This window comes from Pseudomonas sp. C5pp (genome assembly GCF_000814065.1).
GTDB classification, from domain to species: domain Bacteria; phylum Pseudomonadota; class Gammaproteobacteria; order Pseudomonadales; family Pseudomonadaceae; genus Aquipseudomonas; species Aquipseudomonas asiatica.
In genome coordinates this window covers 136,326-151,211 of sequence record NZ_JWLN01000005.1, presented here as the reverse complement: position 1 = coordinate 151,211, position 14,886 = coordinate 136,326, and the positions used below count along the sequence as shown (strand labels likewise).

Annotated in this window: 13 protein-coding genes; 5 read left to right on the top strand and 8 right to left on the bottom strand. The window is 60.5% G+C overall.

The features are described 5' to 3' along the window. Positions 1–9: 9 nt before the first annotated feature. From RR51_RS06035 to RR51_RS06015, 5 genes are all read right to left on the bottom strand, one after another. Positions 10–1,215, bottom strand: coding sequence for a beta-ketoacyl synthase N-terminal-like domain-containing protein (locus RR51_RS06035; RefSeq protein ID WP_039612916.1), 1,206 nt, complete (start codon positions 1,213–1,215; stop codon positions 10–12). Continuing rightward, the gene (locus tag RR51_RS06030) at positions 1,212–2,510 is read right to left on the bottom strand and encodes a beta-ketoacyl-[acyl-carrier-protein] synthase family protein (protein ID WP_039612915.1); all 1,299 of its coding nucleotides are present in this window, start codon (positions 2,508–2,510) and stop codon (positions 1,212–1,214) included. Before RR51_RS06030 ends, RR51_RS06035 begins: the two co-directional genes overlap by 4 nt. After that, complete coding sequence (locus RR51_RS06025) at positions 2,507–3,433, bottom strand: beta-ketoacyl synthase (RefSeq protein ID WP_177328644.1); 927 nt, start codon at positions 3,431–3,433, stop codon at positions 2,507–2,509. The genes RR51_RS06030 and RR51_RS06025 overlap by 4 nt, the downstream gene beginning before the upstream one ends. 157 nt (positions 3,434–3,590) lie before the next feature. Beyond that, on the bottom strand, positions 3,591–4,865 hold the full coding sequence (locus RR51_RS06020; protein ID WP_039612914.1) for a beta-ketoacyl-[acyl-carrier-protein] synthase family protein: 1,275 nt from the start codon (positions 4,863–4,865) through the stop codon (positions 3,591–3,593). Between the two features lie 11 nt (positions 4,866–4,876). Continuing rightward, a complete protein-coding gene (locus RR51_RS06015) occupies positions 4,877–5,446 on the bottom strand; it encodes an acyl carrier protein (protein ID WP_039612913.1) in 570 nt (189 codons plus the stop codon). Between the two features lie 260 nt (positions 5,447–5,706). On the opposite strand from RR51_RS06015, the gene RR51_RS06010 reads away from it, so the two are divergent. The 4 genes from RR51_RS06010 to RR51_RS05995 all read left to right on the top strand — a co-directional run bounded on the left by RR51_RS06010 (position 5,707) and on the right by RR51_RS05995 (position 10,567). Then, entirely contained in the window at positions 5,707–6,147 is a 441-nt protein-coding gene (locus RR51_RS06010) for an SDR family oxidoreductase (RefSeq protein ID WP_397460906.1), read from the top strand. Positions 6,148–6,343: 196 nt separating this feature from the next. Next, the gene (locus tag RR51_RS06005) at positions 6,344–7,645 is read left to right on the top strand and encodes an Nramp family divalent metal transporter (protein ID WP_039612912.1); all 1,302 of its coding nucleotides are present in this window, start codon (positions 6,344–6,346) and stop codon (positions 7,643–7,645) included. A 335-nt stretch (positions 7,646–7,980) separates the two neighbouring features. Next, a complete protein-coding gene (locus tag RR51_RS06000; protein WP_082044655.1) occupies positions 7,981–9,399 on the top strand; it encodes a DUF2252 domain-containing protein in 1,419 nt (472 codons plus the stop codon). 58 nt (positions 9,400–9,457) lie between these two features. Then, positions 9,458–10,567: a hypothetical protein gene (locus RR51_RS05995; RefSeq protein ID WP_052261030.1), complete on the top strand. Its 1,110-nt coding sequence runs from the start codon at positions 9,458–9,460 to the stop codon at positions 10,565–10,567. Here the strand turns inward: RR51_RS05995 and RR51_RS05990 are convergent. Genes RR51_RS05990 through RR51_RS05980 form a run of 3 tightly spaced genes read right to left on the bottom strand, consistent with a single transcriptional unit; the run spans position 10,564 to position 14,039 of the window. Beyond that, positions 10,564–11,478, bottom strand: coding sequence for a transporter substrate-binding domain-containing protein (locus RR51_RS05990; protein WP_082044654.1), 915 nt, complete (start codon positions 11,476–11,478; stop codon positions 10,564–10,566). The two genes, RR51_RS05995 and RR51_RS05990, sit on opposite strands and share 4 nt — an antisense overlap. Further along, the gene (gene potE, locus RR51_RS05985; protein WP_039612910.1) at positions 11,475–12,806 is read right to left on the bottom strand and encodes a putrescine-ornithine antiporter; all 1,332 of its coding nucleotides are present in this window, start codon (positions 12,804–12,806) and stop codon (positions 11,475–11,477) included. The genes RR51_RS05990 and potE overlap by 4 nt, the downstream gene beginning before the upstream one ends. A 39-nt stretch (positions 12,807–12,845) precedes the next feature. Beyond that, the gene (locus tag RR51_RS05980) at positions 12,846–14,039 is read right to left on the bottom strand and encodes a cation:proton antiporter (protein WP_023662718.1); all 1,194 of its coding nucleotides are present in this window, start codon (positions 14,037–14,039) and stop codon (positions 12,846–12,848) included. Positions 14,040–14,310: 271 nt separating this feature from the next. Between RR51_RS05980 and RR51_RS05975 the strand changes: the two genes are divergently transcribed. After that, positions 14,311–14,886, top strand: a complete 576-nt coding sequence (locus RR51_RS05975) for a phosphoribosyltransferase family protein (RefSeq protein WP_039612909.1) — start codon at positions 14,311–14,313, stop codon at positions 14,884–14,886.

Below are 14,886 nucleotides of genomic sequence, written 5' to 3'. Positions count from 1 at the left end.
TAGTCAGCGTCAGTCTTGAGTGACCTTTGCGCTGTAGAGCACTTGGTAGGCGGCGCTGAATCCGTTGTCGTCGCGGTTCAGCACCAGGCAATGCTCAAGGCTCGCGGCGTGGGGCGCGCCCTGAATGAACGGCAGGTTTGCCACTGGCTGCTGCAAACCGGCAATCGGCGGCACGCTTTGGGCCTGCAATGCGCAACGCGCAAGCATCAGATCCACCAGGCTCGGCGCTGCGCTGAGAATGCCGTTTATCGCCAACCCGCTGGTGATGTGCGAGGCGCGCGCAAGGGCCACCGTCTGGCACAACACGCGGTCTTTGTGCGCATCGCCGGTGCCGCTGCATACCAACAGATCGGTTGGGCTGTCGGGCAGGCTCAAGCGACCGAGGGTGGCATGGGCCGTCATGTCGGCGAGGCACGCCTGAGGGCCGGCCGGCAGGTCTTCGCGCCGGCGCAGCACCAATGCTGCCGCGCCCTCCCCGGCAATGCCGCCGGTGCCCCGAAGGTCAAACGGCAGCAGAGTGTTCGAGCCGTTGGCGCTGATGACCCCCGCCTGGACCAACCCGGACAGCGCCAGGGCATCCAGTTCGCTGCCCGCGCCGACAACGATCGCCGCGTCGATTCGGCCATCCTGCAAAGCGGCCGTAGCCTCACGCAAGGCTGCCAGGTTGCCGGCGACACCTTGCATATAGGCGTTGCACTCACCCACCAGTTTCAGCGCCAGGCTGGTGACACCCAGCAAGCAGTTGCTCAAGCCTTTGAGCACCAGAAAAGGGTCCTGGGCACGGTCTTGCAGGATCCGTTTGGCGAACGCCGCCATGTCGGCGACGCCGTCCTGCCGACAGCCGAGCAACAACTCGGCATAGGATTCCAGAGACGGATGGGTGTAGCCGCCCTGACAGCAATACAAACCGAAACGGACATCTGGCTGCTCATCGGCAAGGCCTGCCTCTTCCAACGCCTGACGTACCGCACTGACACCCCAGATCACTGCCGGCGTGCAGTAACGCTGAAGGTTTTGCGCAAGGTCTTGTCGGCTGCGTTGGTGGTCCTGATCCTGAATTTGCCCGAACGCCACCACGCGTTCGCTGCTGAACCTTCGGGCGTTCAGCGCCGTAATTGCACTGCGCCCCTCGTTCGCAGCCGCCCAGAAAGATTCGACACCCCAGCCGCTGGGCAACACGCAACCCGCACCGGCAATCGCGACCGCCTGTTTCATCGCGGCGCCTCCCGGTACTTGCCCAGCGCCAGTGAAGTGTTGAGCCCGCCAAAACCGAAGGAGTTGCTCAGGGCAACGTCGACCTTGCGCTTGACCGCTTGATGGGCGCAGTAGTCGAGGTCGCATTGTTCGTCGGCATCATGCAGGTTCAGGGTCGGCGTGACCCGATCATCCCGGCAGGCCAGGGCCGTGAGCATGAATTCCGGTGCTCCGGCGGCCGCAATCAGGTGGCCGAACTGGGATTTGTTGGCCGTCACCAGCAACCGCCGATAATGTTCGCGCTCGGCGAACAGGGTCTTGATCGCCAGGGTTTCGGCGGCATCGTTGAGGGGTGTCGACGTACCGTGGGCATTGATCAGATCGACCTGTTGCGGCTCCAGCCCGGCATCTGTCAGGGCCGCCTGCATCGCCAGCACCGCTCCCCGGCCCTGCGGGTCGGGTGCGGTGATTTTGTAGGCATCCAGGCTGCTGCCGAAACCCAGCACTTCGGCGTACGGCGTTGCCCCTCGGGCGAGCGCCCGTTCGAGGGTTTCGAGCACGACAAAGCCACCGCCTTCACCCGCAATCAAGCCACTGCGATGGCGGTCGAACGGCCGACACAGTTCGGTGCCCCAACGCTGCTCGCTGCTGGCGGCGCCGAGCAGATACAGCGCGGTCATGGTGTCCAGGCTCAGCACCGAATCGGCGCCCCCGGCAATGGCCAGCTCGACCTCGCCGCGACGGATCATCTGGAATGCATTGCCGATGGCCTGGGATGCTCCCGCGCAAGCGCTGCTGATATTGATCACCGGGCCTTCACTGCCGATGCCATCGGCAATCACCCGCGCAAGACGGTCGTTGCTCTGACACAGTGAACTGTCAGGATCGACCTGCGCCTGTCGCGCCATCAACTGAGCCCAGGACGGTGCCTGCGCCGGGTCATCCGCCAGGCTGAGCAGCATGTCCTGCAAACGATGAGCAGGTGCGCCGGACGCTGACAATACCGCCGCGCCACGCAACTGTTCGGGGCTCAGGCCACTGTCGGAAATGGCTTGGGTGGCCGCGACCCAACCAAAACGGGTGCGTTTTTCCAGCGACAACCCCCAGGCCGGATGGTCTTTCAAGTGTGCCGGCATCAAGCCCATATCCACGGGCGCTGCGTAACGCACAGGGAACGCACCCGCCTCGACGCCTTCCGGTTGCCATGGCCGAATGCAATGCTCGCCGGCCAACATTCTTTGCCACATGGACTGCCACTCGAAACCGAAGCCGGTGACGGCGCCCATGCCCGTGATCACGATCCGTCTGGGGCTCATGGGTAACTCTCCATTGTCTCTGTGTCCGACGACGTTCTGGCCAGCAGCACCGCGCCCCAATGCCCACCTCGGCTATGTTCGAGCAACAGCGTGTAACGGCTGCAATCCAGTGCCCAGGTCACAGCGATTTCGCTGAGCAAGGCGCTGGCGCCCAAGTCACCTACCAACGCCCTGGAGTGTTCGAGGGTGTGCCCCGATAGGGTGAACAACGCGGCAATTTGCGGGTCCTGTGCATCGGCGACGACTTGCCCGACATCGCTGAGGCATAGTTTTTCGTTGCTCAAAGCACGCTCGATGACGTCGCGACCAACCGCCAGCCCACGCTCGGGTTGCGCGCTGTAACCACGGGCAAACCCGGCAATGCGCAACGCAGATTGAGCACCGCGGCCCGGCTTGGTCGTCAGCAACAGTGCCGCAGCACCTTCGCCGAAAACCCACGGGCCGGGGTTCACAGGTGGGTGTGTAGCGTCACGCAGGTACAATGCCGGGGTGATGTTCGGGCTGCTACTGACCACGACGGCAGCATCGGCACGGCCTTCGCTCAGATGGGCGGCGGCCTCCATCAAAGCATCCAGTCCTGCATTGCCCTGGGAGCAAAAACCGCCCATGGGGCCCTTGCAATGCAAGGCCTCAGCCGCGTGGGCCATGACGCTACTGTTGAGCATCATCAGCGCATGCAGCGGCGGTGTGTGGGCAAAGAATTGCGCCAACAGATCCGCCGGTCGTGCGCCAATGGCCTGCACGGCATCCCAGCACGAGCTGGGGCCATCCACTTCCGGAATGGCAGCGGTCAATGCGATCCGCTCATCGGGCAGTTCCAGCTCACGCAAGGCCTCGGCGAGGCGGCCGGCGCAATACAGCAGGCGCGCGCCCTGAGGCTCGAGGCTGCGGGACAATTTGCGGTCGTACACACCAGCCGGCAAGGCGGGCGCTGTGACACAACGGGCCAGGCGTGCCGGGTCGAAATCCAGCGGTTGCGCGGCCTGAGGTTGACTGTCACGAGGCGCACATTCAGTACCGGCGGCGTTGAGTACCGACGCTGCAGTGATATAAACAGCAGTTGAATTGGATCTGGTCATGTCATGCCCTGCCCAGCACCAACGAACTGTTCACGCCACCAAACCCGAAGGAGTTTGAGAGCACGACATTGATCGGTTGCTGCAACGGTTCGCAAAGGAATTTCAACTCCGGAAATTCGGATTTTTCCGGCTGAAAATTGAGGGTCGGCAAGGCCACGCCCGACTGAATGCTCATCAACGACAGCACCGCCTCAATGGCACCACTGCCGGCCAACGAATGCCCTACGGCAGATTTGTTGGCGGTGAACGTCATCTGCTCCAGGGTTTCGCCGAACACCTGCGCCAGGCCCAGGGCCTCGCAACGGTCATTGGCCTGTGTCGACGTACCGTGAACATTCACATGGTCCACAGCCGCACTGGGCAGTTCGGCATCGGCCAGGGCCGCGGTCATGCAGGCGGCGTACTTGCTGCCATCGCGGCTGCTGGAGGTGATTTTCTCTGCCTCGCACAGATTCGCGTAACCCAGCACCCGGCCCAGCGAACGGGCCTGACGACGCTCGGCATGCTCGCGGGATTCCAGCACCAACAGCGCCGCCCCTTCACTCAGCACAAAACCGCAGCGGTCTGGCATGAACGGCCGGCTCTGTTCTTGTGGGGAAAAGTCCACTCGCTGGCAGAGTGCGCCCAGCCCATCAAAGCTGTAGTAGGACAATTCATGGGCCATCAACTCCACCGCGCCACACAACGCCAGGTCGATCTCGCCACGGGCGATCGCTCGATAGGCGCTGCCGATGGCCATGGTGCCGGCGGCACAGGCATCGGAATGTGTGGAGATATGGTCACATACACCCAGCCATTCGGCGAGATGGCGGGTTTGCTGATCAACCCGCCGGGCGAACGCCCCACCGCTGAGGGTGTGGTTATCCAGGTACTGGTCAAGATCGACCCGCCCCTGATCGTCCATGTAACGGCTGGCGTCCCGCAAATCACCGCTCATGCAGTATTTATTGGCCCCGACGAAAATACCGCTGGCGACTCGGGCAAATGCAGGGTCGGCCAACCCGGCATGGGCCAACGCCTGACGGGCCACGTAATGCGCCAGCCATTCCTGGCGGGAGGTGGTCTGCAGATCGCCCGGAAAGGCCGCAGCGATCACCTGCCATTGTTGCTCATCGATAAACCCGGCCACCGGGTTCGCAAAGCCCAGTTCGACAAACGCCGGGTGCTGGCGAATGCAGGAACGGTTCTCGCTGATCGTCGTGAACAGCGAGGCTGCATCCAGTGCCGTGGGAGCCACCAGGCCATAGCCGGTGACCAGAACCTCTCGGGCCTGCATCAAGGCAACCCCTACGCCGAAGCCTTCAATTGGGTGGCCGCATACTGCTCAACCAACAGACGCGAGATCGAGTCACCGTCCAGAGGGGTCAGACGAGCACTGCAACCGCCACACACCACTTGTTTGCGTTCATTGAGTTGGGCATGCACCGCGCCACATTCAGGGCAGGTCTCGGGTAGGTAGTTGAAAACGTTATGGCATTGCTGCGCCCAGTTGCGCACGGTGGTGGCCGAGAAGACATCGCCCGGCTGCATGCCCGCGTGCAACTGGCCCGGCGCATAAGCGCTGAGGCTCTGCTCCAGCAAGGCCACGCCGTCCTGCGTGATTCGGCCTTTTTCGACAAACCGGGTGGCGTCGCCGAACACCGCTACCGCGTGATCCAGCACGCTGGTTTTCGGCAAGGTGCAACCGTACTGACGGCCCAACTGGAAGCTCAGGTCGACGATGTCCAGCGAGTCGGCGCCGAGGTCGTCAACGATACTGCTGTGCTCTGCCACGTCGGCCTGGTCCAACACCAGCAACTGCGCAAGTATCTCCTGTGTACTGCTGATAACGCTGTCCAATTCCAAGGGATTGTTCATTGATTGTTTCCCTACAAAAGCCGCATTGAATGAATAAATTCATCGGGCCAAAAAATGCTGTTTTCAGGCCAGATATATCGAGGGCCGGGAGTCTAAAGTCTCCCCCTAAGGGGAGAGTCAACGTGCCATCATCGCTTTTTGTGAGAATTCCCGACGCGCCCGGAAACCGTTGATTTATGCAGCTCAATGGTGCTTGGAGAGGGATCGTAAAATGACAAAATCGATTGTTTGAAACAGCACGACAGTTCCAGAAGTGGGATATAACCGTGCCCGCAAGCACCAGAGGCATCATGCTGTTCACGGTTCAGAAAGCGCTGCCACTTCTGGCCCAAGGCGCTTCGGTAATTTTGACCGGTTCCACTGCGGCCAGCTCGGGCACACCCGCATTCAGCGTGTACGCGGCCTCCAAGGCTGCAGTGCGTGCCTTCGCCCGTAACTGGATCCTCGACCTGAAAGATCGCAACATCCGGGTCAACACCATAAGCCCCGGCGCGACTCGCACCCTGGGTCTGGTAGACCTCGCCGGCCCGGACGCAGCTCAGCAGCAAGGCCTGCTGGACTACCTGGCATCCCAGATTCCCTTGGGGCGCGTCGGCGAGCCTGAAGAGATTGCCAAAGCCGCTCTGTTCCTGGCGTCCAGCGACGCCAGCTTGGTCAATGGGGCCGAACTGTTCGTCGACGGTGGCCAAGCGCAAGTCTAACGAGTAAAGGCCGCGACAAATGCGGCCGTCCCCCACTATCCGAGAAAGCCTCTCGGTGTCGTCTCGGCCGCCCTCTGGAGACTGCCTCTCACTCCGTAACATTCAGAAATATTTTTGCTCGAATTTTAGTTGTACGACATCCTACCTACTATGATCGACTACGCACCGCTCTCACAAAAAAAACAATGGAGTCACCATGTCGAGCATACCTTCTGTCGAGGGGAAAACTGCCGTAACCCATCAAAATCGCCTGTCAAAGCTGATCAGATTGCTTGGCCCCGGCGTCATCGCGGTTCTGTCATGGTTGGGGGCAGGAGATCTGATAACCTCATCTGTCGCCGGGGCGAACTACGGTTACGCCATGATGTGGGTGCTGGCCGTTTCGCTACTGCTCCGGTACCTGATCGTAAACATCATCGCCCGTTTCCAGCTGTGCAATAACCAAGGGATGACCATTCTGCAGGGCTATGCGCAGCTGCACCCGGTGTTCGCCTGGTTCATGTTGGCCTATGCCCTGTTGATGGGGCACCTGATGAACGCCTACATGATCAAGGGTGCGGGGGAAGCGCTGGCGATGTTGCTGCGGATCGACTACCCACTGCTGTGCTCCATGGCCGTGGTGCTGGCCGTTTGGATGCTGGTGGGGCGCAACATCTACGCAATGATCGAAGGGGTCATGAAAGTACTGTTGGCGGTGATGACCCTGGCCTTCCTGGCGCTTGCGGTGATGTCCGGCCCCGACGTGGCGGGTATCGTCAAAGGCACCATCGGCTTCAGCATTCCAGCCGATGAAGGCGTTCACGGCGCACTGCTGGTAGCGGTATCGGTGATCGGTGCCGTGGCAGGTTCGGTAGCCAACTTCGTGCACCCTTATGTCATGCGTGAAAAAGGCTGGGTCGGCCCGCAACATAAACGCATACAGCGCAACGACCTGCTGTTTGCGGTATTCGTCGGTATCGTCATCAACCTGGCGATCTGGATCGTCGGCGCGGAAATCCTGCGGCCCAACGGCATCGAGGTGAAAACGCTCGGCGACCTGGGCAAGGCGTTGGAACTGTTCTTCGGCCCGATCGGCTGGTACATCTTCTTCGTAGGCGTATTCGCCACTTTGTTCGCCAGCATTTCTGGCAAGACCACTGCGTTCCCCATGCTGATCACCGACGCTTTCCAACATGTGAAGCCCGAACGGCGCGAACGCTATGGAAAGGAATTCCACAACGACCCGATGCACAAGTGGTTCATGTTGTTCATCCTGGTGACGCCACTGCTCTGGTCGATCCCGGGCATGCCCGACTTCGTGACCCTTACCATCGGTGTCAGCGCGCTGAACATCATCGGCCTGCCGGTGATCTCGCTGGGCCTGCTGATCATGTCCAACCAGAAATCGCTGCTGGGCAAGGCGTACCGCAACAACTGGTTCGAAAACATTGCGCTGGCATTCGCCACTGGCCTGGCGTTATGGGTAGCCTTCCAGCTGGCAGTGGACCTTATCGCCTGAAGGTAATTGGCGGCCCTGGCTCAATGTTGGCCAGGGCTTCTTTGTGCGCCTCTGGCCCTACGCGCCAATACCACTTTGATGCAAACCAGCAGCGGCGCAGGCACGACAAACAACAACACCACAGCATATAACAGAGTGTGGAAGGCAATTGCCGCTCCTTGTCACGCCACTGCCCGCCTCAACAGACTGGCAGCCGCACGGCCAATTTGGGATAAGTGAATTACTGCTACGCTTTTCAGAAGCTGTCCGGGAATATTCGACGCCGCATTAGTGATTCATCACAGACGAGTTCCGTTGTCGGTCGGGCCCACCCTTTGCTCATCCAAGGTGCCGACATGGCTGAGTTCAAGAAGCGTTCAACCAAACGGTTGTCCAGGGTAATAGACGACATCCGTGAAGATAAGAATTTTCACTCGCTCAAGGAGAGACTGGAGGCCGGCAAACGTCTACGAGATGTCGTGCCGCGGGCGGCTCATGCAACGTGGAAATGCAAGCCCAGGCAGCGTGATCCTGTTGGATTGCTCGAACTGTCCAACCGTGACCGACATCCGGCACTGGTGCCTGTGCGTTACGGGCGAATGCTGCGCAGTCCATTCACCTTCTTGCGCGGCTCGGCCGGCCTGATGGCACGCGACCTCGCCACACTGCCTTGCACCGGCGTACGCGTCCAGGCGTGCGGCGATTGCCACCTGCTCAACTTTGGCTTGTTCGCCACCCCTGAACGCAACCTGATCTTCGATATCAACGACTTCGACGAGACGCTCCCTGCACCTTGGGAATGGGACATCAAACGGTTGGCGGTCAGTTTTGCCGTCGCCGCCCAGGACAATCGGCTGAACGATAAGGAGGCAGGACAGCTGGCCATGGCCTGCGTGCAGGCCTACCGCAAACGCATGCGTGAATTGTCGGAGATGAGTCCGCTTGACGTCTGGTACGACCGCTTGGACGCTCAAGCGATCATCGACATGGCACCCAGCATGAAATACCGCAAAGCGCGGCAAGAGTTGATAGCCAGGGCCAGAACGCGCATTGGGGACTACCTGTATCCCCAGATCAGTGATGAAGTGGGCGGTAGGCGGCGCTTGGTCGACCAGCCGCCAATCCTGTTCCATATCCATGAAGCCGGTTTTGCCAAGCGCGTGAAGCTGGCTCTTGAGGATTACCGCAGTTCATTGCTACCCGAGCGCAGATTTCTCTACGACCGTTATCGCCTCGAGGACTTTGCAGTAAAAGCCGTAGGCATCGGCAGCGTGGGCACGTTCTGCTTCGTTGGCTTGTTCTTTTCGGCCGAAAACCATCCGCTGCTGCTGCAATTCAAGGAAGCCTGCCCATCAGTGCTGGCGCCCTATGCCGGCAAGAGCGAATTTGCCAATCAAGGTCAGCGCGTGGTTACCGGCCAGCGCCTTTCGCAGTCCGCCAGCGACATTTTTCTGGGCTGGACCGAAAGCAGCAAGGGCCGGCAGTTTTTCGTCAGACAACTGCGCGATATGAAGATGTCATTGCCGGTGGAAGGTGCGTCTTTCGAGCAGATGAACATGTATGCGCAGGTGTGCGGCATGACATTGGCGCGGGCGCATGCCAAGTCAGGGGACGCAGCACTGATCAGCGGATATCTCGGCAAGTCGGACGCCTTCGATCAGGCCCTTGGCAAGTTTGCCCTGGCTTATGCCGAGCAGAATGCCAGGGACTACGCGGCGCTGGTCAACGCCGAGAAAAAAGGCAGGATAAAAGCGTTTCGCGAGGAAGACGATTGAGCACTGCCATGGCTTATGCCCGGGAGTGACCCAACTGCATTTATCTGGATTCAAGAAGATGAATGAAAATCGTGTTTCCACTGCGCATTCAAGCTCCTTCCGTTTCAACAGAACCGCTCTCGTCGCGGCCACACTGATGTTGACCGCCTGTTCCACGCTCGGCCCCTCTACTATCGAGCGCGATAGAAGCGATTACGCGACCGTCATAGCCACGACCTGGAAGGAACAGACCCTGTTGAACATCGTCAAGTTGCGCTACGCCGATGCCCCTGTGTATCTGGAGGTGTCTTCGGTGATCAGTTCCACGGCCATCCAAAGCCAGGTAAACCTTTCCGCAAGTTGGTTCAGCGGTTCACCAGCCGAGGGTAACAGCCAGACATTGGGCGCTTCGGGCCTTTATACGGATCGCCCTACCATCAGCTACACACCGCTATCCGGTGAACGCTTTTCCCGCTATCTGCTCACGCCGCTTTCGCCAGCGGCGATATTCTCGCTGATTCAGGCGGGCTATCCGGTCGATCGCGTGCTGCACCTGACCACGCGTGCCGCAAACGGCTTGTACAACAGGTCTACCTCCCCGTCTCGGCTACGTTCAGCAGACCCTGAGTTCTATGCGGTGCTGGATGCACTTCGGCGGATTCAGCGTTCGGAAAAGCTGGGTATGCGGATCAGTCAACGTGCCGGGGCTGACAGTGAGTTGCTGCTGATTGCCGACACCAGGTCGGAGATCGTCGAAAATGATCGCCGGTTGGTGCGCCAGTCGCTGCACCTTCGACCCGATGCGGAGGTACTGCACCTCACTTTCGGCTCGGTGCAGCGGAACGATTCCGAAGTGGCCTTGCTGACGCGCTCGATGTCGGAGATTTTCTCGGAAATTGCCGCCACCATCGACGCCCCCCCCATCCATGTGCAAGAAGGGCGGGCAAACCCCGCGCCCGCCCTTCCTGTGGTTTCCAGCGAGTGGGACGCGCCACTGGTGCGTATCTTCTCAAGCGAGCACAAGCCAGACAATGCCTATGCGGCCGTGCGCTATCGCGATCACTGGTTCTGGATAGACGATCGCGACCTGAGGTCCAAGTCCGAGTTTCTGTTCATCCTTGTGCTCTTGTCCCTTGCCGAAACCGGCGTCGCGCCGGAAACACCAGTCATCACCATCCCCGCCAACTAGTCCGGCAGCGGATACAGGCTTTGCAGCAAGCGGTCCTGTGCGGACTGTGGACCTAGGTAGCGAACGAACAGCGCCTCACCTTGCGGCCCCGAAAGGGCCTGGCTCAAGGCGGTATCCACCAACAAGCGAAAATCTGCATCTCCCCTTGGCATCGACAACGCCACCCGGCTCATGACGAACAGGTGATCCGGAACCCACAGCTGGTCGCGTTCGGCTTGCCGGGCCTGGTGGGCCAGCAGGACAACCCTGTCTCCGAGGAACGCGTCGACCTTGCGGTCGGCCACCCGCTGCACCCCCTCCTCGTACGTCGACACTTCCTCGAGAGTGGATTGCAAGCCAAGCTGGCGGATCCGCTCATGGGCCCAGCGGCTGCTCAAGGTGCCACGCAATACGGCGAAACTGTGCTTGCTCAGCCCTGCATTGATCGTCGCGCGCCAGCGCGGGCCGGTATTGTCCGTGCTACCGCTGAGGGGGCTGAGCAAGCTGGCAGGTGCATCGCGCCTGACCAAAGCCGCGAGGCCGGAGGTAAACACCGGAATGGAAAAATCCAACGTGCCTCGTCTGGTTTTGGTTTCCACCATCGGTGTACACAGCAGGTCGACCTGCCCGTTGCCCACGGCCCGAACAGCCTCTGGCTCTGCCAGTGAGTGCCAGCGCACCTGCAAGCCAGCGAGCCCTGGCAATTCCCGAATACGTGCGACGACTGCTTGGCAAAGGTCGATGGAATACCCCTCCGGAGCCTGATCGCTGCCTGATGAGAAGGGTGCGAACCCCTCCATGAATCCGAGGTTCAGCACCTGCTCCTGGCGTAACCGGCCCAACGTGTCGGCAGCGGCGACGGTGCTGTCCGCTGACGCGCACGACAGCAAACTGAAAAGACACCAACCGGTCACTTTCGATCCGCGCTTCATGGCGCACCTCCGATCATGTCCAGCGCCTTGACGAAACGTTTGGCAATGAAGCCGAACAGCAGGTAACCCAGCGCCATGATCAGTGCCGCACCGAATACGGCTTCCAGGCCCGAGGCGTACAGTGCGTAGAAGCAATAGCAAACCGCGACCACCATGATTGCGCTGTTACGGCGAAAAATGGCTGCCTGTACCTGGGCCTTGTACATGATCACCAACAGCCCGGTCAGCGAGGTGATGTAGGGGATGATATTGGTCACGGCAGCCAGGTTCACCAGTTTGCTGAACTGGGCGCTGGCATTGGGCGAGAGCGTCGACAGGGCAATGAGGCTCTGCAGCACCGCGCAGGTCAGCATGCCCGCCAGTGGCACGCCACGGGCCGTGGTGCGTGTAAACAGCGTTGGGAAAAGGCCCTGCCCGGCGGTGACCCTGGCGGTTTCAGCCAAGGTGAACTGCCAGCCAAGCAACGAACCGACGCAAGCAATCACCGCCAATGCCATGATCACGTTGCCGACGGAGTCATTGAACATCTGTGCATAGACCATGGCGAAGGGCGCGCTGGCGTTGGCAAGCTCCGGATTCGGCACGATGCCCTGGATGACACTGGTCGAGAGGATATAGATCACGGCCGCGCCCAAGGTGCCGAGCAAGCATGCCAGAGGCACATTGCGCTTCGGATTTTCCACCGCGTCGGAGTTCTGCGCAGCTGATTCCATACCCAGAAACGCCCACAAGGTCAGTGGAATGCTGTTGGTTATGGCCTGAGCCACCGGCATTTGACCTGGGTTCCAGGCGTCCTGGAAGGTTGCGAGGCTGAACCAGTACCAGCCGATCAAGCTCAAGCCGGCAACCGGGACGATGACACCCCATACGCTGACCGCGCCAATACGACCGGTAACCTCGGCGCCACCCAGGTTGGACAAGGTGGTAAACCAGATCAACGTCACCGCTCCTGCCAGTAGCGGCCCGCCGCCACTGCCAAGCCAGGGAATGAAAGGCGTGAGGTAGCCCACGGCGGAAATGGCGATGGCCACGTTGCCAATCATCAGTGACAGAAAGTAAAGGTAGGAGCACAGAAAGAAAGCAGACTTGCCATGGGCTTGTTCACTGTAGGCAGACATGCCACCCGATTGCGTGCAGTAGATGCCGCATTGCGCGAAACAGTAGGCGATAGCCATCGAGCCTATGGCCGTGATCACCCAGGACAACAGCGAGACAGCGCCGATCTGCGCCATGCTCGCCGGCAGCATGATGATGCCGGACCCCATCATGTTTACCGTGACCAGTGTCGTCAGTCCGACCAGGCCCATTTTCTTTGCTTTTTCACGCATGGCGGCAACCTCCGCGAAAGCCTGTCGAAGAACCGATCGTCACTTTCCAACGCTGCGTCCCAACCGACGGGCCCCAGGTGCAGCGCTTATGCCGTGCAATACCACGCTGAGCACGACGCAAGCGATAGTCGTGGCGATGATCGTGCTGCCCTCTTGCAACCGTGCATCGAGTACCAGCACAGCGAAAACGATAGACGCTAGACCACGCGGCCCGAACCAGCCAATGAACAGACGGCTATCGGCAGTCAGTTCGCTCCCGGCAAGGCTGACCCAGACAGGCACCATACGCACCAGCGACAGGCTCAGCAGCGCGTAGAACCATACCGAGGGCGACAGGATTTGCGAGGCCTTGGGCGCAACGTAGGCACCGAACACCACCCAGGTCAGCAGCGAAAGCGCTTCACCGCAGGATTCGCCGGTCTTGAGCAGCAGTTGCGTTTCCCGATTGAACAGGTACCCCGTAAGCAATCCTGCGCAGAATGCCGCGATGAAACCGCTTCCGCCCATTGCCTGGGCACTGGCGAAACTCAGCAACGCCAGGGCGGGCATTACCAGTTGTTGCCATGATTCCACCTGCAGGCAGCGGCGTTGGGAAAGACGCAACAACCCTCCCACCATCAGCGCCAGCACAGCCCCCGTCAGTGCGCCGATACCCAACTCCTCAAACAAGAAGTATCCCCCCAGGGCGAAGGGCATCGTCGAGCGGCTCTCCATCAACAATGCCAGCAACAAGAGCAGCACCGGCACGCAAATGCCATCGTTCAACCCGCTTTCGACATTCAGGCTTTCACGCACGCTGGCTGGCACGAGGGGGTTGGTCACCACTGCCTTGCCAAGGGCGGCATCGGTGGGGGCCAGGATGGTCGACAACAGGGCCATTTCCAGCCAGGGCATGCGTGGAAACATCAGCCACGCAGCTAGCCAACCGGCGACCAGGGTCAGCGGCAAGCCGATCGCCAGCAGGCGCAGCGGCAGGCTCCGGTTGCGGCGTAACTGAGCCAGGTCAGCATGGGCAGCATCGCTGAACAACACGATCGCCAGGGTAAGCTCGGCCAGTAGCCGAAGATCATGGCGGTCCAGGGAAAGGTTCAGTAACCCGAGCCCGGCCGGGCCGGCCACCAGGCCCGCCAGCAGGAACAACAGGGGCCCGTTGACGGGTCTGGATTCGAGCGCGCCGGCCAGGTTGGCGTAAAGCACCAGCAAGGCAGCCAGGACAGCCAGATTCTGATACATGACAACCCACCGTGATCGACACGACTGTATAAAAACGCTACCACTGCGTCCGTGGCGCGGCGATCCCAAAGGCGGCAGAAGTTATCTTAGGTCAACAGTTGAAGTAATTGACCTGCAAGACCGCTGCGCATCGAGCGGTGCCAGCCCCAATGCCCTCGACATCGACCGCAAGCATCGTCATGGAACTGACCTGTGCTTGGCTTTTATCAAGTCCAATTGGCGGTGGCAGCGTAATTTGCCAATGACCATTGGCCGGCTACGGACAAGAATCATGAACCGCCCCGCTCCCTCATGCGTTCGCCTGTATGACGAACAAGATCTCGATAGCGTGCTGCGTACAATGGCGTATCAGGCCCTGGCGCTGATGCCTGCACAGCCCCTGGTACTGGTGGGAATTCAACGCCGAGGTGAGCCTTTGGCGCGGCGCCTGCAACTGCACTTGCAGCAACTGACCGGAAGTGCCGCGCCACTGCCGCTCTACCCGATAAAGGTCAAGCGCTACGCCGACGACCTCAGCCTCCTGCATGCCCATACGCAGCTCACCGAGAACCCTGAGCTGGCCAACCTAAATCTGGCCGAAACCACCTTGCTGGTGGTCGATGACGTGCTGTACGAAGGGCACTCCCTGCTGCGCACCTGCGCTTACCTGGCTGAGCTTGGGGCGCGACGGGTACTCAGCGCGGTGCTCGTTGACCGTCACGCCTGCCGCCAACCCGTGCATGCACACATCGTGGGCATACACCTGCAAGTCGCCGAGCAGGACATCGTCGAATGTCATGTGCCGCCTTTCGAAGCGGATTTCAGCGTGGAAGTGATTCGCCACGGCCGAGCCGGCGATACCGCCTGA

Bases quoted from the DNA above. Each gene is read 5' to 3' on its own strand.
- RR51_RS05990 (WP_082044654.1), bottom strand. From the start codon at position 11,478: ATGAAGCGCGGATCGAAAGTGACCGGTTGGTGTCTTTTCAGTTTGCTG.
- RR51_RS06035 (WP_039612916.1), bottom strand. From the start codon at position 1,215: ATGAAACAGGCGGTCGCGATTGCCGGTGCGGGTTGCGTGTTGCCCAGC.
- RR51_RS05980 (WP_023662718.1), bottom strand. From the start codon at position 14,039: ATGTATCAGAATCTGGCTGTCCTGGCTGCCTTGCTGGTGCTTTACGCC.
- potE (WP_039612910.1), bottom strand. From the start codon at position 12,806: ATGCGTGAAAAAGCAAAGAAAATGGGCCTGGTCGGACTGACGACACTG.
- RR51_RS06000 (WP_082044655.1), top strand. From the start codon at position 7,981: ATGGCTGAGTTCAAGAAGCGTTCAACCAAACGGTTGTCCAGGGTAATA.
- RR51_RS06005 (WP_039612912.1), top strand. From the start codon at position 6,344: ATGTCGAGCATACCTTCTGTCGAGGGGAAAACTGCCGTAACCCATCAA.
- RR51_RS05975 (WP_039612909.1), top strand. From the start codon at position 14,311: ATGAACCGCCCCGCTCCCTCATGCGTTCGCCTGTATGACGAACAAGAT.
- RR51_RS05995 (WP_052261030.1), top strand. From the start codon at position 9,458: ATGAATGAAAATCGTGTTTCCACTGCGCATTCAAGCTCCTTCCGTTTC.
- RR51_RS06030 (WP_039612915.1), bottom strand. From the start codon at position 2,510: ATGAGCCCCAGACGGATCGTGATCACGGGCATGGGCGCCGTCACCGGC.
- RR51_RS06015 (WP_039612913.1), bottom strand. From the start codon at position 5,446: ATGAACAATCCCTTGGAATTGGACAGCGTTATCAGCAGTACACAGGAG.
- RR51_RS06020 (WP_039612914.1), bottom strand. From the start codon at position 4,865: ATGCAGGCCCGAGAGGTTCTGGTCACCGGCTATGGCCTGGTGGCTCCC.